Source organism: Marinobacter psychrophilus, from assembly GCF_001043175.1.
Lineage (GTDB): Bacteria > Pseudomonadota > Gammaproteobacteria > Pseudomonadales > Oleiphilaceae > Marinobacter > Marinobacter psychrophilus.
The window spans coordinates 1,318,214-1,342,197 of sequence record NZ_CP011494.1; the positions used below are offsets into that span (position 1 = coordinate 1,318,214).

Consider the following 23,984-nt stretch of genomic DNA (forward strand, 5'->3'; position numbering starts at 1 on the left):
CTCTGGGGCGGGACGACAGTTGGCTGGGAAAGCTGGGCCTCACGAGTCATTCGTCGACGGGTGGGAGGCCCACACAGATCAAGATTCGAAATTCCAGAAAGCACTACAGATGACAGAGGGGGGTGCTTTGGCTATCAGTTGAAAACACCATGCTCCAGGCGCCCGATAACATCAAGCATCTTACGAACGCTTTCGGCAGACTCCATGCAGTCGACGGGCCGTTCATATCCAATGGCGCGAAGTGGGCGATTGAGCCAAGCATCGGCAGCACCTAAATCGCCTTCGAACAGCTGTTGAGATGCTGCGACTAGGTCGGCTTGCAGTTCGCCGAGAGTTTTGTCTGGTTGCTTCATGGCGTTGAGTGCCTCTGTGTCGTCCATACTCAGCATAACGTCGAATGCGGACAGACGACACATTTTAGTCTGTGAATCTTGTGTCAAAACCAGTACCTGGGATTCGATCCAGGCCAAGTAATCTGCATCGGTGTATTTTTCAGGTCGTGCCATTGTAGTTCTCCTATAAGTTAATTAGTAAGTACATTCAAAGCTCACTTACTAATTAACCTTCGGATTGATGTTGTCGTTTCGTGAGAGTTGATGAGAAGGTCATGGTAGTGCCCGCTCAAAACTGTGGACGGTAGTCCTGGCAGCTCTTGGAGCGTTTTTGGCTTTTTGAAGTGACTAAACTTCCACCAACTCATTTTGTCGCCGAACTTTCTCGTCGTGCTGTTCGAGGTCTGACCTGTGCCAGCGGCTAGATCCGGAGCTGAGTTTCAAGGGGTGAGGGAATTTACCTTCCCGAACCCAGCGCCAGATGGTGAACCGGGACACTGAGTAATAGTTCCCCACCTCAATATCTGTGAAGTACATCTGCAGTTTGATTTTCATTTTCATCACCGTTTGGTTTGTGGGTACAGCTTAATATTACGGAGATGCAACCGGTGTTTGGGACGTGTAACTTTCTGGAAAATGCAATTAGACGAGAATGTCGTAAATAATTTATGCGGGATCGGTAAATCTGGGGAGTAAACTTTGGATAGCATGCAATAGCTGAAGAGGGCCGCGTTTTGGTCGCGACTTTAGTGCATGCTAAAGTAGCAATGACGGAAACAAAGAAAGCTTGGATGAAAACGAGATGCTTCGGCTCGATGTCACAAGCAGTGACACCAAGAAAATGGCGGTTTTGGGTTTGTGTACCCTACAAGTACCCAGCCAGAAACGAAAAAGGGCACACCCGAAGATGTGCCCTAAGTCGTTGATATATGGTCGGGACGGTAGGATTTGAACCTACGACCCCTTGCACCCCATGCAAGTGCGCTACCAAGCTGCGCTACGCCCCGATTTGCTAATTTATGCCTGTTCAAAACGATGTTTTGGTGGCACCGGCCATTGAGACTTAAAGAGAAATCTCAGTGGCTTAGCGGGAGCGAATATTACACGAGCGAATTCCAAAAAGAAACACCAACAGGCGAAATTATGTGGGTTTTAGCGCGCATTAACGTAATTTTGTTTCCCGCAGTTTGGACACGAATTCGGGTGGAACGAAGCTATCCGGATTGGATGCTCCCCAGTACTTGTCGAATACGGTCAGACCGGTGTCACCTTGCAGCAGTGCGCCAGGCTCGATAAACGGAAACAGGTCCAGATAAGAGCTAACCTCGGTTTTCGATACCCGGCGAATGATGTGTTCCGGGCCTAGCTCGGAGGTGTGGTTCAGCCCACCCGCTTGTAGCAGATTTTGTAGGGCTTCCATGGTGTTTTTATGGAAGTTGTAAACCCGTTCGCTTTTCAGGGGTACATCGATTTTTTCACCGCGTCTTGGGTCTTGAGTAGCAACGCCGCTAGGACAGCGGCCGGTGTGGCAGTTCATGGCTTGAATACAGCCCAGCGAGAACATATAGCCGCGCGCTGAGTTACACCAGTCGGCGCCAAGTGCCAGTGTGCGGGCGATGTTAAACGCCGATGTAATTTTTCCAGCGGCGCCGATTGCGATGTCTTCACGCAGATTGCAACCTACCAGGGTGTTGTGCACCAGTAGCAGGGCATCGGTCATTGGCATGCCCAGGCGGTTGATAAACTCAAGCGGTGCCGCGCCAGTGCCACCTTCGCCGCCATCTACGACGATAAAGTCAGGCCGTCTTCCGGTTTTCAGCATGGCTTTTACAATGGCAAACCACTCCCACGCGTGACCCAGGGCGAGCTTGAAGCCCACCGGCTTACCTCCAGACAACTCACGCAACTGATCAATAAACTCCAGCATTTCGATGGGCGTCGAAAACTCTGAATGCGCTGCAGGTGATACGCAGTCTTTACCCACTTCAACGCCACGGGCTTCAGCAATCTCCGGTGTTACTTTTGCACCGGGCAAGATACCGCCGTGCCCTGGTTTGGCGCCTTGAGATAGTTTGAGTTCAATCATTTTTACCTGATCGAGTTGGGCGTTTTCAGCAAAGCGTTCGGCATTAAAGCTGCCGTCTTTGTTGCGGCAGCCGAAGTATCCGGAACCGATTTCCCAAACCAGGTCGCCCCCTGGCTGGCGGTGGTAGCGGCTGATAGAGCCTTCGCCGGTGTCGTGGTAGAAGTGGCCTTTTCTGGCACCGGTGTTCAAGCTGAGGATGGCGTTCGCCGACAGTGAACCAAAGCTCATGGCCGAAATGTTGAATACGCTGGTGCTATAGGGCTTTGCGCAGTTTTTGCCGACGGTAATGCGAAAGTCACAGGTGTTTAGCTGGGTAGGAGCTATTGAATGGCTCATCCACTCAAAGCCTTCCTCATACATATTCAGCTGAGAGCCGAACGGGCGCTTGTCGAGAATGTTTTTTGCACGCTGGTACACAATGGTGCGCTGCTCGCGAGAAAATGGTCGTTCGTCGGTGTCGGACTGGATGAAGTACTGACGGATTTCCGGGCCAATAGCCTCAAACAGATAGCGGAAATTGGCCATAATCGGGTAGTTGCGGCTAATCGTATGGCGACGCTGTAACAGATCGTAGGTGCCAAGGGCTGCAAACAGGCCAAATGCCAGAGGAATCAGATAGGCGTCACCAGTCCACGCGCTGACAATCAGCGATATCAGAAATCCGACGAGGCTCAGCGCATACGCGGTGTACCGCAAAGGGAAGGTCTTACATCTGTTCATAGGCTCCTCGCCACGACTTTGATGTTTTGAGCCCAAAGCATTACCATATTGGGCTTGTTATTTTTTAAGGCTATTTGTTGCATTTATCGGTCGAAATCCTTACTCGGACAGCCTGAATGTAATGTTAATGACTGAAAGAGGCGCCAATTGTGGGCAAAATTGTAAGAGACGAATATCAAACAGATTACGTAGCCGGGCAGGATAATATCCAGCCGTTTGGGCTAGACCTTCACGCACCTGTGTTTCCGATAACCGCCATTATAGTGGTGTTATTCATTGTCGGTACCCTAATGTTTCCCGCTCTCGCCATAGAACTGCTCGATGGTGCCAAGCTTCAGATTATCAACACATTTGACTGGTTCTTTATGCTCAGTGCAAACGTGTTTGTTATTGTCTGTATAGCACTGATTTTTATGCCCGTGGGCAAAATCAGACTGGGTGGAATGGATGCCAAACCGGATTTCTCTACCCTGTCCTGGTTTTCGATGCTGTTCGCGGCGGGTATGGGTATTGGCTTAATGTTTTGGGCGGTGGCAGAGCCAGTCGCCTATTATACCGGCTGGTACGGCACGCCGTTTAATGTCGAACCCAACACGCCTGAAGCTTTGGGCCTGGCCATGGGCGGCACCATGTTTCATTGGGGCCTGCATCCTTGGGCGATCTACGCCATTGTGGCCTTGTCACTGGCGTTTTTCTCGTTCAACAAGAATATGCCGCTGACCATTCGTTCCGCCTTTTTCCCGCTGCTGCGTGACAAGGTGTGGGGCTGGCCCGGGCACATCATCGATTCTTTGGCGGTGATTGCGACTATTTTTGGGCTGGCAACGTCTTTGGGTTTTGGTGCCCAGCAGGCCGCTGGCGGTTTGAACTATTTGTTTGGTGTGGGTTCAGGTATCAATGTACAGATGGCGATTATTGTGGGTGTTACCGCATTGGCGCTGTTATCTGTGCTGCGTGGGTTGGACGGCGGCGTTAAGGTGCTAAGTAATATCAACATGGCCCTTGCGGGTATCTTGCTGTTCTTTATTATCTTTGCCGGTCCGACCATGTCGATTCTGGAAACCCTCTGGATAACCACCACCAGCTATGCGACCAACGTGGTTGCCTTTAGTAATCCGTTTGGCCGCGACGATGAAGTTTGGATGCAAGGCTGGACGATATTCTATTGGGCCTGGTGGATCTCCTGGTCTCCATTTGTAGGCATGTTTATCGCGCGGGTTTCTCGCGGTCGCACCGTGCGTGAATTCATCATCGCAGTGCTGCTAATTCCCACGGTGATTACCGCCGTATGGATGAGCGCGTTCGGCGGTGCGGCGCTGGAGCAGATTCAGCAAGGCGTGGGCGCTCTGTCTAGTGAGGGCTTGACCGACGTCAGCCTGGCGACTTTCCAGATGTTCGCCAATCTTCCGCTGACCGGTATTATTTCCTTTATTGGCATTGTGCTGGTACTGGTGTTCTTTATCACGTCGTCGGATTCCGGCTCGTTGGTTATCGACAGCATTACCGCCGGTGGCAAAACCGATGCGCCCACGGCTCAGCGTGTGTTCTGGGTGGTAATGGAAGGTGCTATAGCCGCTGTGCTGATATTCGGTGGTGGCGATGATGCGCTAGGCGCTATTCAGGCTGCTTCGATCAGTGCCGGCCTGCCGTTTACGCTGATTCTGTTGGTCATGACGTGGGGCTTGCTGAAAGGTTTGACCCTCGAGCGCAAGCTGCTGATTCAGAGCGGGGAAATGACGTAATTTGCTGAGAGATTGGCGGATTAAATCGTAAAAAGCCGGAAAGCGTGTATGCGCTTTCCGGCTTTTTTTTGGCTGAGCAGATGCGCGCTGGGCCTGTCAACGCATGCCGATGTGCTCTAGCGCTTGTGAAATTCTTCCATTGCAAAGCGAGCGCGGTCACCGGGGGTGAAGTGGGGGCGTTTCAAATTTTCAATGGCACGCAAGCGCGGCAGTAGGCCGCAGCCGTTGGCCATTTGAATGGCCAGCCCGGGGCGCGCGTTTAACTCCAGCAGCAGCGGGCCTTCCTCCACATCCACCACCAGGTCTACGCCCATATAGCCTAGCCCGGTCGCCTCATAGCAGCGGGAGGCCATTTCCAGCATTTCATCCCAGGCGACAATATGGATATTGCCCAAAGATAAGCCGGTGTCCGGGTGCAGAAGAATGGGGCGGTTGAACTGAACCGCGTTCAGACTTTTTCCTGTGCCGATGTCTAGGCCCACGCCCACAGCGCCTTGATGCAGGTTGGCCTTGCCGTCTGACGCTTTGGTGGCAAGCCGCAGCATGGCCATTACCGGGTAGCCCTGAAACACGATAATGCGGATATCTGGAACGCCTTGAAACGAATAGCGAGCCAGATCCGGTGTGGACTGCACCAGGTTTTCGACAATGGCCACGTCAGAGGCGCCCGCCAGCGAATACAGCCCCGCCAGAATGTTGGTCAGGTGCCGTTCCAGTACATCCACGCCAATACGGGCGCCGGAGGCTTTGACGAATTCGTCGCCATCGCGCCCGGTGACAACGGTGATGCCTTTGCCGCCAGATCCTTTGGCCGGCTTTATGGCAAAGCCCGCCAAATCCGCGGACATTTCACGGAAGTGGGAAATTTCGTGTTGTTGGCGAACCACCTGCAGAAGCCGCGGTGTTTTTACACCGTACTCGGCCACCACCAGTTTGGTTTTCAGTTTGTTGTCGACCAGCGGGTAGGCTGAACGATCATTGTAGCGGGCAATATAGTCTACATTGCGCCGGTTCATGTTCAACATGCCCAGGCGGTTCAGCGTAAACGGTGATATCCAGCCCATATTAGTCGTAAACCTTCATTGGTGTGAAACGGCGCAATTCGCTGAGTTTGTAGCCGGTGTAATTACCCATCAGCAGAATCAGGCCCAGAATAACCAGGTGCAATTCGGGGAAGTTGAAGGTCAAGTGTCCAGCCAGCGGTGCGCTCATCAGCAGGTAAGCGCAAATGGCGACAAACAGACTTCCTGTGCCTTGCCTTATGACTTCCCGTGCGCCTTCCTCCTCCCACAAAATCGACATCCGCTCAATGGTCCAGGCGATGATAACCATGGGGAAGAAGGTCACCGTCATGCCGGTATTAAAGCCCATCTGATAACCGACAACGCTCAAACCGGCGGTAATGAATATCACCAGGATGATCAACGCCGAGATCCGTGAAACCAGCAGCAGGTTCAGGCTGGAAAGGTAGCTGCGCATTAACAAGCCAATGGCGACCACCGACAAAAATGCCACTAGCCCGGGTATCAAAGTGGTCTGCACAAACGCTACCGCAATCAGTACGGGCATGAAGGTTCCGGACGTGCGAATACCGATCAACATGCGCATGAAGGCCACCACCAGTGCCCCCAAAGGCAATAACAGCAGCATGCGGAACATGCCTTGCTCTTCAATTGGCAGTTCGTAAAAACTCAGAAAGCCGAGCCCGGTTTCTTCAGATTGCATGGCTGCCAGCTGAATGGCGGGAATGGTCTGGCGCAGCATAGAGAAGCTGATCTCGGAGTTGGCGCCGCCCACCACGTCCAACAGCGACGCGGATCCCTGGCGCCACAACAACAGGTCTTCCGGTACGCCCTGTTCAGCGGTGCGGGGGTCAAAGGTCAGCCATTCTTCGCCGGTGTGAATTTGCAGGAACGCCAGCAGCGGCTGGCGCCGGCGAGCGTCTTCCAGCTTCAGGCCATCGGCCGCGCGAGCGGGTATGCCAGAGAAATTCAGCATATCGACCAGTAGGTCGAGATAATTTTCGCCGGTCGTTAAAAGGGTGGTGTTTTGGGCACCGGTATCTGGTTGCATCAGCCGAATCAGTTCGCGGGTCATGCTTTGTGGGTTACTGGAGCGTTGTTTGGCCTGCTCCAGTATTTCCCGAACAGCAGTGGCTTCGGGTTCTGCCCAAAACACAGTGCGTGCCACCGGTTTTACTTTAGCGGGTATGCTGCGAACGTCTGGGTCTGGTATCAACTGGACTTTGTAATACAGCGTTTGTGGACCGGTAACGTCGCGCTTGGTCCACTCGGCGCGGCGCATGCCAGCTTGCTCCAGAATAGAAAAACCGTAGCCGGGGGAGGCTGCTAGTTCGCTCAGAGTATGGAAACCCGGAGGCTGATCGGGCACGTTCAGTGCAGCCGTTACGGCGCCGCCTGTGGCGTCAAAATCCACCCGCGCTTCTACCATCCAAACCGGCCGTTGTTCGCCGGTCAGCCAGGGAATTCCCAGTTCGATGTGGCGCCATACGGCGAGGGAAATGCCAGTAGCAATAATCAGAAAAATCGCAATATAGAACGGTGTGCGCGACCGGGTACTCATAGCGTGTCTCTGATAGCATCGCGGTAGCTGCTGTTACCGTTGATCATGGTGTCGGGCAGTTCGGTAGCAAACTCTTTGCCGACATCAATCAGCATCACATCGCGCAGTACGTTGCGGCCAATCAACACCTGATGGGTAAGGTGCGAACGGTCGGTCAGAGTGAATTCGGCCACTTGCGTATGGTTGCCTATCACAAATTGCAATTCCACCACTACCCGGCGTTCAGGGTCGTCGACGTTTGATTGGAGAATTTTTACCCGTCGCGAGATCTCTTTTTCCAAGGTCAGCAGCCCTTCACTGCCGGGTACGGGCACATCGAAGCGTACCCAGTTGCTGCCGTCGCGCTCGAATCTCACAATATTTCGTGCATCAATGGAAGAGGTCTCGGCGCCGCTGTCGACCCGGGCGTCGTAAACAGTTTCTGCCGCGGTCAGGAAGAGCTTTTCAACTTCGCCGACAATGAGTTTGCCTTTGAGCTGGCTGGCCACGGCCTTGGCTGCGGTGGCCGCGGGGCAAGCCTGCCGTTTCGGCACGGGGGGGCATTCTGGTGCTTTAACTTGGGCGCTTATGGCTTGTAGAATGATTTCGGTGGACGCAGTTTGATCGTCGATTGTTTGCTCAAAGCGTACCTTTGCATTGTTTTCCATGGTGACCAGAGTCGCCCGCTGGTTTTGCACCGAGGCGTTCACGGTTTCCAGATTGGATTTGGGTACCATAAAGTACTGATCTGCCGAACAGCCGGCCAGGCCCGTCAGTATAACCAGCAATGGCAGTGCCAACGGGACGCTGCCATTAGGCTTTGACCCCATGAAACCCTTGAAACCCATGAACTACCCCCGAGGAAAATGACAAAAAAAAGTGCCAGAACTGACAGGTCAGCGGCACAAAACGACTGTGTGATGGTGTTTGGGCTCAGTATACAACAACTCATGTTAGCGATTTGTTTACAGATGATTAAGGCGACGTGTATCCCGTCAGCAACAATGGCAAATGAATAGGTTAAACTTGTCAGCGAACGGTTCTAATGGTTATACCGCAGGAGTAAATGCCCGTGCTTGAAACTTTCAGCCAATGGGTGGCTGACCAACCCGTGCTTGTGCTCTCGCTGATGGTGGCGATTTCAATTCTGGTACTGATACTAGCCGGATTGCTGCAGCGTGCAGGGCAAAATAACCGCCGCTTGTTGGCCGACTACAACGATCTTAAATTAGCACTAAGAGAGCAGCAGATTATGCTGGCCCATGAGCGTCAGTCGGCGGCGGAGAAATTGGCACTTCTGGAACACAATCGCGATGCGCTAAAACATGAATTCGAGAATTTGGCGAACCGTATATTCGATCAGAAAAGCGAGCGTTTCAGTCAGCAGAACAAAAGCAGTATAGATACGCTGTTAAAACCGTTTCGTGATCAACTCAGCGATTTTCGACAGCGTGTCGAAACAGTACACACCACCGAAACCCGCGACCGCCAGGCTCTGCGCAGCGAAATAAAATCGTTGCAGGAACTCAATCGGCAGATTACTGAAGAAGCCTCTAATTTGACCCGAGCGTTAAAAGGCGATAAAAAAATACAGGGTAACTGGGGCGAGTTGATTCTGGAGCGGGTGTTGGAAAGGTCCGGGTTGCGCAAAGGTATTGAATACGAGACCCAAGGCAGCTATCGCGACAGCGATAACCAGCTGCTGCGGCCAGATGTGGTGGTGCACCTGCCGGATAACCGCAACCTGGTGGTAGATTCCAAGGTGTCGCTGATGGCTTACCAGCAGTGGGTTATCAGCGACGAAGGCAGCGCCCGTGATGCGGCGCTAAAGCAGCACATGGACGCCGTGCGCAATCACATTCGCAGCCTGAGCGATAAAGATTACAGCCAGCTCAACGGTTTGCGTTCACCAGATTTCGTGTTTTTGTTCATGCCCATTGAACCGGCTTTTGTGGCAGCTTTCCAGCACGATGACAGTCTGTTTTCAGAAGCTTTTGATCGTAAGATTATTGTGGTGACGCCCACCACCTTGCTGGCCACTCTGCGCACCATCGAAAACATCTGGCGTTACGAGCGCCAGAGCCAGAACGCCCGACTGATTGCGGAACGAGCCAGCGCAGTTTACGATAAATTACGGGTATTTGTCGAAGCTATGGAGCGCCTTGGCGGCCAGTTGCATACCGCGCAGGGCAGCTACGATAGTGCGATGAATACCCTGACCCGCGGCCGCGGCAACTTGATTTCACAGGCCAACCGCTTTGTCGAATTGGGAGTGCGGGTGAAAAAAGAACTGCCCAAGGCCGTCACCGAACAGGCCGAAGTCGACCCTGAAGCTGACTTTGGCCTTGATTCTGCCTTTGACTCGGAACCGGCCCTTGACCGTAACAAGAACGTCTCCGACACGCCGGGGAACACTGAGCCGGGCGCCGGCGAATCCATTGAGGAAAACAGTTATGGCAGCAACACCGTTTAAATTTTTTGGTTGCCGGGCGTTGCTCGTGTGTGCCGTGTTGTACGCGGGCAGTGCTATTGCGCTGCCCGTGGAACACGAAATTCGCCGCTTGATGCTGGCAACCGAGCAAGCACTGGCCGCCGAGAACTGGGACGACGCCAGTGAATATCTGGGGCGTTTGCAGCAGCTAGACGGCGAGCGCCCGGTGGATTTTTATTTTTACCGCGGCCGAGTGATGCAAAAGTCGGATCTGTTAAACGAGGCTCAGGACTCGCTTGAGGTATATGTCACTCGTGCAGGCAAAGAGGGCCAGTACTACGAACAAGCGCTGGAGCGCATTACCGAGATAGAAAAACGGCGCAAAGACCGTGCCTTGGCAGCGGTGACCAACAATCCGGCAACACCGTTGCAGCCGCGAATAGCCATCATTGAATCCGCTGGAGGGCAAAGTGCGGCTGATCTGAAAAAACTGTATTTGGCAGACAGCGAGGAGCAGGCGTTATTGATGCATCTGAACAGTGTGTTGCAGTTGTCAGGTTGGCGTGAAGACAGAGCTATTGTGCAGTTAGACCAACCGGCAGACATTCGCTACCAGGTTGAAAAGCGCAACAGCAGCCTGCTGATTCAGCAGACTACCCGTCAGCAAGGCACCATGCTGCGCAAAAGCCAACAGATTGACGTTTACGGCATTAGCCCGTTGGTCAAATGGGATTGCGAACCAAGCCTGGCCACTTGCTGGGTGTATGATCCCAGAGATGGTTCGCGGTTGTTTCAGTTAGGCGTTAACCAAGGCCAGGCAGAAGACATTGCTCGCACGCTGGGACGTCTCATTCGCAACCTGCAGGCCGCTGGTAAGCAGGTGGCTTTGCCACCTGTGTCCAGTTAAGTGCTGTTTTAGCAAACTCAGCTAAAGCGTGAGAAGTCTGGTTTACGCTTTTCGACAAAAGCACGAAAGGATTCGGCTGCCTCCGGCGATTTCAGGCGTTCACCGAACAGCGCGCCTTCTACCCGCATAGTTTCTTCCAGAGCTTCCATGTTCGGCCGTTTTAGCAGTTCTTTGGTCGCGCGAATAGCCGCTGGTGCTTGTGCAGCCAGTTTCTGACAGGCCTCCCAGGCTGCGACTTCTGTGTCACCAGGTTCGCACACGCGATTGATGATGCCCAGGCGTAAAGCCTCTTCTGCACTAAAACGACCACCTAGCATCAGCAATTCAGCAGCCCGCACACGGCCAATCCACATCGGCAGTAAAAGGCTGGAGCCACCTTCGGGACACAGGCCAAGGCTGGCAAATGGCATTTGGAAAGCGGCGTTGGTGCCTGCCATGACCATATCGCAGTGCAGCAGCATAGTCGTGCCAATGCCTATCGCCGGCCCGTTAACCGCCACAACCACTGGTTTGGTAGCGTTAACCAGCACAAAGAGGAAACGGCCTACTGGAGTCTCGCGGAAATCACCGGGTAAGCCCTTGGTGAAATCGTTAAGATCGTTACCGGCGGTGAAGCACTCATTGTTGCCGGTAAACAGAATGCAGCGAATGTCCTTGTCGGCCTCGGCCTGATCGATTGCATCGGCCATGCTGGTGTACATAGCTTGGGTAAGGGCGTTCTTGCGCTCCGGGCGATTTAGGCGAACAATTAAAACCTGGTCCTTTTTCTCAGTCAGAATACGGTCTGTCACGGTGTCTCCCAATACTTCTTTGTTAGTTTGCAATGCATCTTAACCGCTTTTCATCGCATTCTTCACCAATTTTAACGTTTTTAAATCATCAGAAAGCACAGCGAATTGGCCTGCAGTCGCATCCCGCGCGTGGATGAATTTCTGGTAAACTTTGCCCTCTGATTTGCCAATATATTCTTAAAACGACCGTTGATGAGGCGACTATGACCACCCTGATCCGCCAGGAAGACCTGATTGAAAGTGTAGCCGACGCGCTGCAGTTTATTTCCTACTATCACCCGAAGGATTTTATTCAGGCGGTGTACGAGGCTTATAAAAAAGAAGAATCCCAAGCGGCGAAAGACGCTATGGCGCAGATTCTGATTAACTCGCGGATGTGTGCCGAAGGCCACCGCCCGATCTGCCAGGATACCGGTATTGTGACGGTGTTCGTGAATGTGGGCATGAACGTGAAGTGGGATTTTGAAACCTCGCTGGATGATGTCATCAACGAAGGCGTGCGTCGCGCTTATACCCATCCGGACAACATGCTGCGGGCGTCGATATTGGCAGATCCGGACGGCAAGCGTGAGAACACAAAAGACAACACACCCGCCATCATTCATTACAAAATTGTGCCGGGCAACACCGTAGACATTCACGTGGCGGCCAAAGGCGGTGGCTCTGAAGCCAAGTCTAAGTTTGCTATGTTGAACCCGTCAGATTCGGTGGTGGACTGGGTGCTGAAGATGATCCCGCAAATGGGCGCAGGTTGGTGTCCGCCTGGCATGTTGGGTATCGGTATTGGCGGCACCGCTGAAAAAGCCATGGCAATCGCCAAAGAAGCACTGTTGGAGCCTATCGATATTCAGGAGCTTAAAGCCCGTGGTGCATCAAATCGCGCTGAAGAGCTTCGCTTGGAGCTGTTCGAAAAAGTAAACGAACTGGGCATTGGTGCCCAAGGCTTGGGTGGCCTGACCACAGTGCTGGATGTGAAAGTGAAAGATTTCCCTACTCACGCGGCCAACAAGCCGGTGGCGATTATTCCCAACTGCGCAGCCACCCGTCATGCGCACTTTGTGCTGGATGGCAGTGGCCCGTCACTGCAAACTCCGCCGAGCCTGGATGACTGGCCGGAAATTACCTGGGAAGTGGGCGAGAACGTGCGTCGGGTGAACCTGAACACGGTTACTCCGGAAGACGTAAAGGACTGGCAGCCGGGTGAAACTGTGTTGCTGTCGGGTAAGATGCTGACCGGCCGTGACGCTGCCCACAAAAAAATGGTGGACATGATCAACAACGGTGAAGAGCTGCCGGTGGACATGAAAGGGCGTTTTATTTACTACGTTGGCCCGGTGGACCCGGTACGCGAAGAAGTGGTCGGCCCCGCAGGCCCTACCACTGCGACCCGCATGGACAAGTTCACCCACACCATGCTGGAAAAAACCGGTCTGACCGGCATGATTGGCAAAGCCGAACGTGGCCAGGCGGGCATTGACGCCATTCGCGAATTTGGTGCGGTTTACCTGATGGCGGTAGGCGGAGCAGCGTATCTGGTGTCAAAAGCTATCAAACACGCTGAAGTAGTGGCCTTCCCGGAACTGGGTATGGAAGCCATTTACGAGTTCGACGTGGAAGACATGCCGGTGACGGTTGCGGTGGATTCCCGCGGATCTTCCGTGCACCAAACAGGACCGGCTGAGTGGCATAAGAAAATCATCGCTGCTAAAGCTGTTTAAATTGAACCGGGGACAGATTTGAAATCTGTCCCCTTCATCGAGTGCTCAGCTGGAACAGCTTATGCCCATGCCCTTGCCCCAGTCTGGGGGCAGGGCAGCGTAGCGTTCTTCGTACTGGGTTTGTTCGTCAAACGGTTTCTTTAGCACCGTCAGCAGCTGCTCCAACGGCTGGTAATCCCCGTTTTGCGCCTCCAGAATCACCTGCTGGGCCAAATAATTACGCAAAATGTATTTCGGGTTTACCCGGCCCATGGCGTATTCCCGGGCATCGTGAGCCTGGGTTTCCTGCTCCAGCCTTTGTTCGTAACGGCCAAGCCAGGCATCCGCAATGGCGCGGTCGGTAAACAAGTCGCGCACTGGCCCGTGGCCGCGGCCATACAGCGTCGACAGGCCGCGGAAGAAGCGGGTGAAGTCAACCTTCTGTTCGTCCAGCATGCTAAAGGTGTCCATAATCAGATGCATGTCGCTGTCATCGTCCTGCTGCAGGCCGAGCTTGTTCCGCATGTTCTGCAAAAAACGCGTGTTGTAGGCGCTTTCATAGTGTTTCAAGCCTTCGTGTACGGCGTCTTCACCCATTACCGGCAGTAATGCTCGCGCCAGGTAATGGCAGTTTTCGAAACCCATCTGTGGCTGGCGGTTGTAGGCGTAGCGACCGCGCTCGTCGGTGTGATTGCAGATGTAGCCGGCGTCAAAATCGTCCATAAAGGCGTAGGGGCCGTAATCGAAGGTGTCGCCAATAATCGACATGTTATCGCTGTTCATAACACCGTGGCAGAAGCCCACGGTTTGCCAGTCGGCGATCAGCCGCGCGGTGCGGCCAACCACGGCTTCGAGCCAGCGCTGATGGCGCTCGGTTTCAGGCAGTGTGATCAGCTCCGGGAAATACAGCGATATTACGTGCTCCAGTAGCGTCTTTACGGTGTCGGGGCCCTGGTGATGAGCGGCGAATTCGAAGTGGCCAAACCGGATGTGGCTGTGGGCTACTCGCATAAGCGCTGCGGCGGTTTCAATGGATTCGCGGCGTACCGGGTCTTTGGCCTTAACCATAAACAGGGCGCGGGTGGTGGGAATGCCCAGCCCGTGCATGGCTTCGCTGCACAGGTACTCGCGAATGGTAGAGCGCAGCACCGCGCGGCCATCTCCAGAACGGGAGTAGGGCGTCATGCCTGCGCCTTTCAGATGCCAGTCCCAGCGCTGGCCGTTTGGCGCGACGGTTTCCCACAGCAATAGCCCGCGGCCGTCGCCCAGGTCCGGGTTGTACATGCCGAACTGGTGGCCGGTGTACTTCATGGCGACCGGTTCCATGCCTTCCAGCAGCTCTGCGCCACCACCAATTTTTTCCCACTGGGCAGGGTTGTCACTGTGAAAACCCAGTTCTCGCGCCAAATCGTGGTTAAAACACACCATCTTTGCGTCTCTAAGCGGGCTGGGCTGCACACGGGTGAAGAAGCTCTCCGGGAGTTCCAGGTAACGATGCTCTACGCGAAAACCGTTGCTGCTCATAAAACCTCTACTCCCGTATGGCATAAACTCTGCTGAATTTTTTAGTAACCCATTTCTCAACGATAGAAATTTTAACGCGTCTGCCAGTGCGCTTAAACCCTTTATCTTGACCACTCACCCTGGCCTGACCCTTCCGCTGTCGGACTTATTCTGGATGGCGTCGCTATTCCACAGCTTGGCAGCCAAATTTACCAATGGGCCAGCGACCAGTCAGTCAGCAGCACCAGCACTTCGAAAAACAGTGCATAAGGCACTCGATAATGGGTGCAATAGTTTGCGAGACGCCGTGCAGTTTCTGTTCGCAGCATTGCCCAACCTGGCCGGCGGCAATGCCGCCACTGAACCCGCATTTCCGATGGATCAAGGATGAACCGGCTTCTTGCCCCTAACTACAGTTCGTTCACTTGCTGCCAGTTCGCTACGGCAGGGGAGAAGTCGTACCTGTTGATGCCGGTCCAGGCTACCCCTTCGCGCTGACCTCCCGACCGGTTGGTTATCGCCTTCTGAAAAATGGTCATATTTATGTATTGGATGCCGGTGTGGGTGGAGACGCCGGTGGAGATACAAATAGGAAGAAGCTCCACGAGTATCTGCATAAAAATGGTGAACTGACCGGACAAAACGGCGGCAAGCTGGAGTACCCGACCTCGCATACGCTGTACGTCGCTTTTTCTGAGATTGCGTGGACGGCGCAGAGAAAATCGCAAGTACTGGACGATTCCGAACCGACTGGTGGAGTGGGAGGTCAAAAAGATCATGCGCATGGTTAAAAAGACGCTTCCCAAAGCAATGTCTGAGTGGTCGGAACCACAGCCTGAAAAGCAGTGGGCAAAACCCAGTGACGGGCTGAAATATCAAGGCAGGCGCGTGCTGCAACTGCAACAGGCCAACCCTCAAAGGCCCATTATCGAAATCTTTGCTCAAATGAGCGAAGAAACTTAAATCAATGTTCAGGGAGAACATGAGGACTGAGGCAATGGATGCGACCTGCCTTCCCCGTCTTTTCTGTTATGCATCAACCTCTTTGTTGCGCTGACTGCTTTAGCTTGGGCGATATTCAATATGGCCGCTTACCTGGTACACAGCCCGTATGGCATGAATTCTGCAGGACCAAACTGTCTATTTGCCGCATTATCAACGGCAGGAATCTGAACGGGCCTGCCATTATACTTAAGTCATCCGTGGATTCGCTGATCGAGCGGGAGCGACTCATCGGAACACACGAAAATGGCCCGTTTTTAATGGGCGCGCACTGAATGAGGGCGTTGCCCTCACTTTTAGGCTTAACGCCCAAGGAGTCTGCCGTGACCAAGCCGCGACTGATTATATTTTCTGATCTTGATGGAACCCTGCTCAATTATGACCGCCATTGCTGGCAGCAGGCATTGCCAGCGTTGAAGCGGGTCGCAGCTGCTGGTATTCCACTGATACTGAACTCCAGCAAAACCGCTGCGGAAATTCGTGAAATACGTCAGCAACTGGAAAACACCGACCCTTTTGTCGTTGAAAACGGTGCGGTCGTCGTTATCCCTGCGGATACTTTCGGAAACCACAGTGAGAAAATCGTCCGTTTTGGGGCATCCAGAGCAGAGGTTTTAAAGGTACTGGCCGGGCAAAGGACCGGTGGCGCACGTTTTCGGAGTTTTTCGGATATGTCGGATGACGAGCTGGCGCAATTAACGGGGCTGGACCCTGCATCAGCCGCACGGGCCAGGGAGCGCGAAGGAACCGAGCCGCTGCTGTGGGAAGGCAGCGAAGACGAACGGTCACGTTTTGATGCAGCCTTACGTGCTGAAAACCTGCGGCTGGTAAAAGGCGGTCGGTTCTATCATGCCATGGGCATTTTTGATAAAGCCGATGGGGCCCGTTTTTTGCTGGATAAATACAGAGAGCAATACCAGAAGCAGTATGGTGACCAGCCAATAACGGCCATTGCCTTGGGCGACAGCCCCAACGATCAGCAAATGCTGGAGGCCGCAGACATCCCGGTTGTTATTCGCGGGGTAAATAGCGATGAGGTGCAGTTGCCTTCCGAAAAGCATGCGATGCGCTCCCTCAAGCCAGGCCCTGAGGGTTGGAACGAGTGCGTACTCAATCTGCTGTTTGAGTACGGATACTAGCACTGCAAAGGAGGTTTGCCATGGGTGACTTTTATCAGAACGGCATTATCACCACGCTGCATAATCTTGTTCGCCGGCCGGTAGAAGATCTGGAAGCCGAGCTGATGACTTTTCGCAAGTCCCGACCCATGTCGCTGGTGTTGCCTTCGCTGTATTCCGAATTGGAAGGGCCGGCGTTAAAGAACATTGTGCACGAACTCACCAAGGTTCCCTATCTGGACCAGATCGTTATCGGCCTGGATCGGGCCAATGAAAAACAGTACCGCCACGCTCTTGAGTACTTTTCTGACCTGCCACAGAATTTTAAAGTGCTGTGGAACGATGGCCCGCGCCTTCGTGCTATTGATCTGAAACTTAGTGAACAGGGTTTGGCGCCGACGGAAATGGGTAAGGGCCGCAATGTCTGGTACTGCTTCGGTTATGTGTTGGCTTCCGGAGTGAGTGAGTCGGTCGCGCTGCACGATTGTGACATTCTGACGTATTCGCGGGATCTGGTGGCGCGCCTGATTTACCCGGTGGCCAACCCCGGCTTTAATTATATGTTCTGCAAAGGCTATTACGCACGAGTCGCAGACGGCAAGATGAACGGGCGAGTGAGCCGTTTGCTGGTGACCCCGCTGATCCGTGCACTGAAGAAAGTGTGTGGCCCGAATGAATTTCTGGATTATCTGGACAGTTACCGTTACCCACTGGCCGGGGAGTTTTCCTTTCGTACCGATGTGATCAACGACCTTCGAATTCCAAGCGACTGGGGGCTGGAGATTGGCGTGCTATCGGAAATGAAGCGGAATTACGCCACCAACCGGTTGTGTCAGGTGGATATTGCTGATGTGTACGATCATAAGCATCAGGAACTCTCACCGGAAGACGCCAGTGCCGGCTTGTCCAAAATGAGCATCGACATCGCCAAGGCGCTGTTCCGCAAATTAGCCACCAACGGCGAAATTTTTTCCAGTGAGAAATTCCGCACCATCAAAGCAAGCTATTTCCGCATTGCGCTGGATTTTGTGGAGACCTACCAGAACGATGCGATCATCAACGGCTTGACGTTTGACCGCCATAAGGAAGAGAAAGCCGTCGAGCTGTTTGCTCAAAACGTGATGCACGCTGGCGCCTATTTTTTGGATAACCCTATGGATACCCCGTTTATTCCGAGCTGGAACCGGGTCACCAGTGCCATTCCCGATATCAAAGAGCAGCTGCTCGAGGCCGTGGATCTGGACAATGAGGAGTATCGGGCATGAGCCAGGTGTTGAAATCCAAGCTGGTTAGCATGCTTGAGGCTGTTTATCCGGCGCTGGATTGTGACTTTCTTGCTGAGCGGCTACTGACAACAATGGGGTTGCGTCCAGATCAGCCTCCGCCGCCGGCGCATCAGAGCCACTGGAGTGAATCGGATGTGGTGCTGATTACCTATGCGGATACTGTGCAGCAGGGAGAGGAGAAACCGTTAGCGACCTTGCACCAGTTCCTGAATCGACACTTTTCTGACAGCGTGTCCGCCGTCCATATCCTGCCCTTCTTTCCTTACAGCTCCGATGACGGTTTCTCGGTAATGGATTACCTTGCTGTCAACGAGTCCCACGGTGGGTGGGAGGACATTGAGGCCATCGCACAAGACTTCAAACTGATGGCAGACTTGGTGGTCAACCATATGTCAGCCCGTAGTCGTTGGTTTGAAAATTTCCGTAAGCGAATAGACCCTGGTAAGGACTATTTTTTTGAGGGAAACCCCGGCGACGATTTGAGCGCCGTGGTCAGGCCGCGCACATCACCGGTTCTCACGCCGGTTCAGACAGACGATGGCGAGCGTTATGTATGGTGCACTTTTAGCGAGGATCAGGTCGACCTTAACTTTGCCAACCCGCAGGTTCTGATCGAGTTTGCGGCCATTATCCGTTATTACCTTGAACGCGGCGTTGTTATCTTTCGGCTGGACGCCGTCGCTTTCCTTTGGAAAGAGCCTGGTACGTCCTGCATTCATCTGCAACAGACCCACGAACTGATCAAGATTTTGCGTTTGCTGATGGAGCACCATAGCCCGGATGCGGTGGTGATTACGGAAACCAATGTGCCCAATCGCGAGAATCTCACCTATTTCGGCAACGCCAACGAAGCCCATGCAATCTATAATTTTTCTTTACCGCCGCTACTGATCAATACGCTGGTAACAGGTGACTGCAAACATCTGAAAACCTGGCTGATGAGTATGCCGCCGGCGCAGATGGGCACCACCTACCTCAATTTCATTGCGTCCCACGACGGGATTGGCATGCGTCCCACAGACGGCTTGCTGACCGAGGAGGAAAGACAACGGTTCATCAATACCATGAACTCGTTCGGCGGGAAGGTGTCTTATCGGCGCACGCCCGACGGCCGGGATCAGCCCTACGAAGTGAACATTGCCCTGTACGATGCGTTAAAGGGCACCGCCGGGAACGGTGCAGACCATTGGCAGCTACAGAGATTTATGTGTGCGCATACGGTGATGCTCGCTTTGGAGGGGATACCCGCTTTTTACATACACAGCTTGCTGGCAACGGAAAACGATACCGCGCGGGTTGAGCATACCAGCCGTTTGCGTTCCATCAATCGCAGCCAGTGGCAGCTTGGCGATCTGGAACGGGAGCTGGATAACCCGCTGAGCCACCACAGCAAAGTCTGTCACGAACTGAAACGCCTGATTGCGATTCGCCGCGGGCAAGCGGCATTTCATCCCAATGCGACCCAGTTCACCTTGCACCTTGGGCTAAAGCTGTTCGGCTTCTGGCGCCAAAGTATGCGGCGGGATCAGTCTATTTTCTGCATTCACAATATCAGTGACGAGATACAGCAGGTGGCGCTTAGTGATATCAACCTGATTGGCACAGATCATTGGTTTGACTTGATCTCGGGTATGCCCATAGAGAACCTGTCGGGCAGTATCACACTTAAGCCCTATCAGAGTGTCTGGTTGTCTAATCGCAAGTAGGGCAGAATGCCTTCATGCCCAAAACGCTTGCCCTTCGACAACCCAGAATACTCCTGCTTTCGGCTTATGACGCAGGCAGCCATCGTTGCTGGAGAAAGCAGTTGGTGCTTAGCCAGCCGGAATTTGAATGGCATGTGCTTGCCCTGTCGCCGAGATTTTTCCGCTGGCGGATTCGAGGTAACGCGCTGACCTGGCTGAGCGAGCCGCTGTTGAAGGAGCATTGGGACCTGCTGTTAGTGACGTCCATGGTTGATCTGGCGTCAGTTCGGGGTTTTCATCCGAACCTGGCCCATACGCCAGCGTTGCTTTATATGCATGAAAATCAGTTTGCCTATCCGGCATCCGATGGCCAGCACAATAGCATTGATCCTCAAATGGTGAACTTATACAGCGCTATTGCTGCCGATACCGTGCTGTTCAACAGCGACTGGAACCGGCGCAGCTTTCTCGAGGGTGTTGAGCAACTCTTCCGGCGATTGCCCGATGGTATCCCGGAGGGAACTCTCGAACTCATCTCCGCGAAATCCCGGGTTCTGCCGGTCCCCATCGACGACCCTGTGTTCCTCAGTGAAGCGGAACGCCAGAGCCTTGAGGCGGGCGAGCGTTTATGGCGCAATGGCCTTGAGCCCGAGCCTGGTGCATTACCCCTCAGAATTGTGTGGGCGGCGCGCTGGGAATACGACAAGGGTCCTGATCGGCTGCTCGCGATTCTGCAGGAGCTTGAGCGCAGAGCGTTGAGTTTTCAGGTCTGTGTCCTTGGTGAAAGTTTCCGCAAAGTCCCTGAAGCCATGACGACTATTCAACAGCAGTTTGCTCACCGACTCGTGCAGTTTGGGTACGCATCGAGCCGCAGCGAGTATTACGAGTGGCTGGGGAGTGCGGACGTGATTCTTTCAACCGCGTTACATGAGTTTCAGGGGCTGGCGGTGCTTGAGGCGGTGGCCGCTGGCTGTGTGCCCATTGTGCCGGCAAGGGAAGTCTACCCGGAGTTGTTTGCACCGGAATACTTGTATCCGGACTGTGGCGACGACATTCCGGCCGAGGCGGCTCATGCAGCGACGTTGATTGAAAAGCAGGCTGTGGATGGCCATGGTGATCGATTAACAGTGCCAGGTGTGCAGCGTTTCAGCCTCGGTGCATTAAAGCCGAAATATGAGGCGTTACTGTTAGAAGCACTCTTTTGAAGCCGTGAATATTGAGCTCTTACGAGAGAATGCAGCCATTCACGGCCAGGTTTCCGGCACAACAAACACCCGGTCTGTTTCCAGCCAGCTTCCCGTTTGGTGATCTCGCCGCATTATGGCGAACAGCTGCGGAACCACTTTGCTCTCAACACGTTTCAGTGCTTCCAGAACATGTTCGATATCCGGCTGTTCGCTTTGACACCAGTTGCCAATCCAGTGAGGTTTGTTGAGTACAACCCAGTGTGACGTGTTCAAGGCTCTTGCGTCATGGGCGTACATCCAGCGCCCGCGTAAATGGTCCGCTGGAACATAATCCGGGGTTACCACGAGCTGGTCGTCTGGATAGAAAAGATACCCTGGCATAAATATTCGCGGAGTCAGCGGGCCTGTTATATGGGATTCTGCGAGCAGGGCAAGAGTTTCCGGTAGCAGTGTGCGGCGGCTCTGTTGTTCCAACAGGCTGGTTGTTTTCACGTCCAGCCGGTCGCGAGCGTTGGGGCCGTACCAGAGTGTTGAGCCCGTGAGTTCAGACACGCCGAGATAGAACTTGATAGCGATCTCGTGGTGTTCAATGCGGTCGTTTGTCCGGTTGTCGACCACGAAATCCAGTTCGCCAATGGTGCGCCCGCGTGATTGGATCTGCTGGTTTTTTAGCAGAATTGGCCAGCCGAGCAAGTCCTCGAGCAAAACCTGATACAGCCGCTCGAAATAGAAGCCTAATCTGCGCTGTGGCGGTTCAAACAGTATAGGTGGTGCCGTTTTTGTGTCCTGATCCCAGGCTTTAAGAATATGGGTATAGCCCGAGGGCAGATACTGTGCCGGTGTAAAAGTGACTGGCGAGCGCATCAGCTGCGGGGTTTGGCACAGCCATGCGAGATGCCTGATGGCCGGCGTTCGGTAACTGTTGATTAAAGGAAAGACGTGGTTTGCATCCATTCGCCCAGAATACCGTAAACTGTTCGTTAATAAAGGTGCGAGTGTTCTGCGGGGCGGCCGCCGAACCGAGAAGACTTGCTGCATTAAGCAATAGAAAAGAACGGGAGAAAGTATGCAATACCTTCACACGATGATCCGGGTGAGCAATCTGGATGACACCCTGCATTTTTTCTGTGACTTGCTGGGAATGAAAGAAGTCGGTCGAAAAGACAGCGAAAAAGGCCGTTTTACCCTGGTATTTCTCGCTTCGAGAGACGACGAAGAGCGAGTGAAAGCCGATCGCGCACCGTCGTTGGAACTGACCTATAATTGGGACCCGGAAGAGTACAGCGGCGGCCGAAACTTCGGCCATCTGGCCTATCGGGTCGACGACATTTATCAGTTGTGCGGGCACCTGCAAGCCGGCGGCGTTACCATTAATCGCCCGCCCCGTGACGGCTATATGGCATTCGTGCGCTCGCCCGACGGTATTTCTATTGAGCTGCTGCAGAAGGGTGAGGCGCTTGCACCCCGTGAACCCTGGGCCAGTATGGAAAACAGCGGTAGCTGGTAAGGGGCACAATAATCAGCGCGGAAAAGGAATCCTGCGCTTGGCATACAAGGAGAGTAAGAATGGAAGATTGGCAAGGATGCCTGGCACCGCAATGCCAGAATGCGCTGGCGAATGCGCGCGCGCTGGTATTAAAGCGCGGCGGAGCGGCGATTACCGTTGAAGATTTTTTGCTGGCTCTGCTTGACAGTTGCCAAAGCCTTAGTCGTTTTTTGACAACCTGCAGTATCGACCTTGATGAGTTGACGCGCACGGTGCAGTGCGAACAGCCGGTTGTTACCGGGGTGTCTGCGGAAGGTTTACTGTCTAGCCAGCTGGTGCATTGGTTTGCCAGAGCGCGTGAGTTGAACGACGCGCCCTGGTTAGACTGGCCGGTGCTGCTGCAAACCCTTACCCACAAAACAGAACGCTTGCAGGAAAAAGCGTACGTTGCGGTGTTGGAACGGGTGTCGACCTGGCCACCCAGCGTCGACGAGCTGACAATGAAGGCAGCGTCTAACTCTGCTGGTGTGCCCATGGTGGTGGCACAGGTGGATTGGATTGAGCTTGCCCATACCGTAGCGGTAGACATCAGCACAAACCCTAAAACGTTGTTGTGGGTGAAAGGCCCTCGGGGCGGTGGTAAAACCTGCTGGCTGGAAAGTGTATTGCCATTGCTGGGTATCGACTACAAGCGACTGAATTTGCGCTGCGAGTCAGACGTGCTGACGCTTGCTGAAGGCGCCCGTCACAGGCTGCGCTCGCTTCAACACTGCGGAGGGTGGCCGCTGTTGGTGATGGACGGCCTGGCGCCCCAGGATCTTTTGCAGCTGGTGGGCCGGCCTGGCAGTGTCGTGGGCGACGTACTGGCCGCTTGGGGCGGGCCCATGTTGCTGCTGGCTGATGAGCGCATAAAAGCCAAGGCGCAGCATATTGGTCAACTACAGCTGTGTCTGGGTCGCTCGCTGACCAGCATGATATTGCCGCCCTGTGGCGCTGGCCAGCTCTACGCTATTGTGGTGGCTCATCAGCCGGCGATAGAGCGCCAGTGGAATATAGAGCTGGAGCCTGCGGCGATTGATTTCGCTGTTGCGCAGTGCCACCGGTTCGAATGCTGTCCGGGCGAGCTGCTGGTGTGGTTTAAGCGCGCGGCTGCGAGCCTGAATCTGTTTGCCTTGCGTGGTAGCAGCGAATCTGTCGCTCTAGCAGCACAAATTCAAACTCTGGAGTGTCAGCGCCTGGTGGCTCATGCGCGCCAGAGCGGTATTGGCGAGCCGGACCTGGCGCTGGAAAAGCTGGTTTGGCAACAACAGGTCGCAGCAAACGACTGGCATCAGCGTCATGCACGCGGAAGCTTGCGAAAGCTGGGCGTTGCTGATTTGCAGGCCGAGCTGAAATGTCGGCTTGCAGCGAATTTAGCGGGCGTTCACACTGTTCACCACTAGGCGCAAG

General features: G+C 53.9%; 21 protein-coding genes and 1 tRNA gene. 12 read left to right on the top strand and 10 right to left on the bottom strand.

All coding sequences use genetic code 11. The features are described 5' to 3' along the window. Nucleotides 1-134: 134 nt before the first annotated feature. The 4 genes from ABA45_RS18255 to ABA45_RS05865 all read right to left on the bottom strand — a co-directional run bounded on the left by ABA45_RS18255 (nt 135) and on the right by ABA45_RS05865 (nt 3,138). Entirely contained in the window at nt 135-506 is a 372-nt protein-coding gene (locus tag ABA45_RS18255; protein WP_053076129.1) for an antitoxin Xre/MbcA/ParS toxin-binding domain-containing protein, read from the bottom strand. Nucleotides 507-680: 174 nt separating this feature from the next. Beyond that, a complete protein-coding gene (locus tag ABA45_RS05855; RefSeq protein ID WP_048384710.1) occupies nt 681-887 on the bottom strand; it encodes a helix-turn-helix transcriptional regulator in 207 nt (68 codons plus the stop codon). Between the two features lie 375 nt (nt 888-1,262). Next, a tRNA-Pro gene (locus tag ABA45_RS05860) sits at nt 1,263-1,339 on the bottom strand. A gap of 155 nt (nt 1,340-1,494) precedes the next feature. Next, nucleotides 1,495-3,138 (bottom strand): FMN-binding glutamate synthase family protein, encoded by a 1,644-nt coding sequence (locus ABA45_RS05865; RefSeq protein WP_048384711.1) that lies wholly within the window; start codon nt 3,136-3,138, stop codon nt 1,495-1,497. Nucleotides 3,139-3,287: 149 nt separating this feature from the next. Between ABA45_RS05865 and ABA45_RS05870 the strand changes: the two genes are divergently transcribed. Further along, nucleotides 3,288-4,880 (top strand): BCCT family transporter, encoded by a 1,593-nt coding sequence (locus ABA45_RS05870; RefSeq protein ID WP_048384712.1) that lies wholly within the window; start codon nt 3,288-3,290, stop codon nt 4,878-4,880. Between the two features lie 116 nt (nt 4,881-4,996). Here the strand turns inward: ABA45_RS05870 and ABA45_RS05875 are convergent, their stop codons facing one another. Genes ABA45_RS05875 through ABA45_RS05885 form a run of 3 tightly spaced genes read right to left on the bottom strand, consistent with a single transcriptional unit; the run spans nt 4,997 to nt 8,290 of the window. After that, nucleotides 4,997-5,944 (bottom strand): alpha-L-glutamate ligase-like protein, encoded by a 948-nt coding sequence (locus ABA45_RS05875; protein WP_048384713.1) that lies wholly within the window; start codon nt 5,942-5,944, stop codon nt 4,997-4,999. 1 nt (nt 5,945) lies between these two features. Further along, nucleotides 5,946-7,463, bottom strand: coding sequence for an inactive transglutaminase family protein (locus ABA45_RS05880; protein ID WP_048384714.1), 1,518 nt, complete (start codon nt 7,461-7,463; stop codon nt 5,946-5,948). Next, nucleotides 7,460-8,290 (bottom strand): ATP-dependent zinc protease family protein, encoded by an 831-nt coding sequence (locus ABA45_RS05885; RefSeq protein ID WP_227506139.1) that lies wholly within the window; start codon nt 8,288-8,290, stop codon nt 7,460-7,462. Before ABA45_RS05885 ends, ABA45_RS05880 begins: the two co-directional genes overlap by 4 nt. A 218-nt stretch (nt 8,291-8,508) precedes the next feature. On the opposite strand from ABA45_RS05885, the gene ABA45_RS05890 reads away from it, so the two are divergent. After that, nucleotides 8,509-9,915 (top strand): DNA recombination protein RmuC, encoded by a 1,407-nt coding sequence (locus ABA45_RS05890; RefSeq protein WP_048384715.1) that lies wholly within the window; start codon nt 8,509-8,511, stop codon nt 9,913-9,915. Beyond that, nucleotides 9,896-10,780, top strand: coding sequence for a hypothetical protein (locus ABA45_RS05895; protein WP_048384716.1), 885 nt, complete (start codon nt 9,896-9,898; stop codon nt 10,778-10,780). The genes ABA45_RS05890 and ABA45_RS05895 overlap by 20 nt, the downstream gene beginning before the upstream one ends. Nucleotides 10,781-10,797: 17 nt before the next feature. On the opposite strand, the gene ABA45_RS05900 is transcribed toward ABA45_RS05895, so the two are convergent. Further along, nucleotides 10,798-11,571: an enoyl-CoA hydratase gene (locus tag ABA45_RS05900; protein ID WP_048388735.1), complete on the bottom strand. Its 774-nt coding sequence runs from the start codon at nt 11,569-11,571 to the stop codon at nt 10,798-10,800. A gap of 203 nt (nt 11,572-11,774) precedes the next feature. Here ABA45_RS05900 and ABA45_RS05905 point away from each other — a divergent pair, with 203 nt between their 5' ends. Continuing rightward, nucleotides 11,775-13,289 (top strand): fumarate hydratase, encoded by a 1,515-nt coding sequence (locus ABA45_RS05905; protein ID WP_048384717.1) that lies wholly within the window; start codon nt 11,775-11,777, stop codon nt 13,287-13,289. 45 nt (nt 13,290-13,334) lie between these two features. Here the strand turns inward: ABA45_RS05905 and ABA45_RS05910 are convergent, their stop codons facing one another. Then, nucleotides 13,335-14,792 carry a protein adenylyltransferase SelO gene (locus ABA45_RS05910; RefSeq protein ID WP_048384718.1) on the bottom strand — a complete coding sequence of 486 codons (1,458 nt, stop codon included), beginning with the start codon at nt 14,790-14,792 and terminating at the stop codon, nt 13,335-13,337. Nucleotides 14,793-15,196: 404 nt separating this feature from the next. Here ABA45_RS05910 and ABA45_RS18430 point away from each other — a divergent pair, with 404 nt between their 5' ends. The 6 genes from ABA45_RS18430 (at nt 15,197) to ABA45_RS05945 (ending at nt 21,067) form a co-directional block, all read left to right on the top strand. Next, nucleotides 15,197-15,562: a hypothetical protein gene (locus ABA45_RS18430; protein ID WP_198147068.1), complete on the top strand. Its 366-nt coding sequence runs from the start codon at nt 15,197-15,199 to the stop codon at nt 15,560-15,562. Further along, complete coding sequence (locus ABA45_RS05925) at nt 15,549-15,734, top strand: hypothetical protein (RefSeq protein ID WP_227506141.1); 186 nt, start codon at nt 15,549-15,551, stop codon at nt 15,732-15,734. The genes ABA45_RS18430 and ABA45_RS05925 overlap by 14 nt, the downstream gene beginning before the upstream one ends. 362 nt (nt 15,735-16,096) lie before the next feature. Further along, on the top strand, nt 16,097-16,912 hold the full coding sequence (locus ABA45_RS05930; RefSeq protein ID WP_048384722.1) for an HAD-IIB family hydrolase: 816 nt from the start codon (nt 16,097-16,099) through the stop codon (nt 16,910-16,912). A gap of 20 nt (nt 16,913-16,932) precedes the next feature. Then, nucleotides 16,933-18,156, top strand: coding sequence for a glycosyltransferase family protein (locus ABA45_RS05935; protein WP_014870435.1), 1,224 nt, complete (start codon nt 16,933-16,935; stop codon nt 18,154-18,156). After that, nucleotides 18,153-19,883, top strand: coding sequence for a sugar phosphorylase (locus tag ABA45_RS05940; RefSeq protein ID WP_048384723.1), 1,731 nt, complete (start codon nt 18,153-18,155; stop codon nt 19,881-19,883). The genes ABA45_RS05935 and ABA45_RS05940 overlap by 4 nt, the downstream gene beginning before the upstream one ends. A gap of 14 nt (nt 19,884-19,897) precedes the next feature. Further along, nucleotides 19,898-21,067, top strand: a complete 1,170-nt coding sequence (locus ABA45_RS05945; protein ID WP_048384724.1) for a tRNA-queuosine alpha-mannosyltransferase domain-containing protein — start codon at nt 19,898-19,900, stop codon at nt 21,065-21,067. Between the two features lie 39 nt (nt 21,068-21,106). On the opposite strand, the gene ABA45_RS05950 is transcribed toward ABA45_RS05945, so the two are convergent. Then, nucleotides 21,107-22,003 carry a DUF1853 family protein gene (locus ABA45_RS05950; protein ID WP_048384725.1) on the bottom strand — a complete coding sequence of 299 codons (897 nt, stop codon included), beginning with the start codon at nt 22,001-22,003 and terminating at the stop codon, nt 21,107-21,109. A gap of 112 nt (nt 22,004-22,115) precedes the next feature. On the opposite strand from ABA45_RS05950, the gene ABA45_RS05955 reads away from it, so the two are divergent. Next, nucleotides 22,116-22,556 (top strand): VOC family protein, encoded by a 441-nt coding sequence (locus ABA45_RS05955; RefSeq protein WP_048384726.1) that lies wholly within the window; start codon nt 22,116-22,118, stop codon nt 22,554-22,556. 59 nt (nt 22,557-22,615) lie between these two features. Then, the gene (locus tag ABA45_RS05960) at nt 22,616-23,977 is read left to right on the top strand and encodes a hypothetical protein (RefSeq protein ID WP_048384727.1); all 1,362 of its coding nucleotides are present in this window, start codon (nt 22,616-22,618) and stop codon (nt 23,975-23,977) included. Nucleotides 23,978-23,984: the final 7 nt, after the last annotated feature.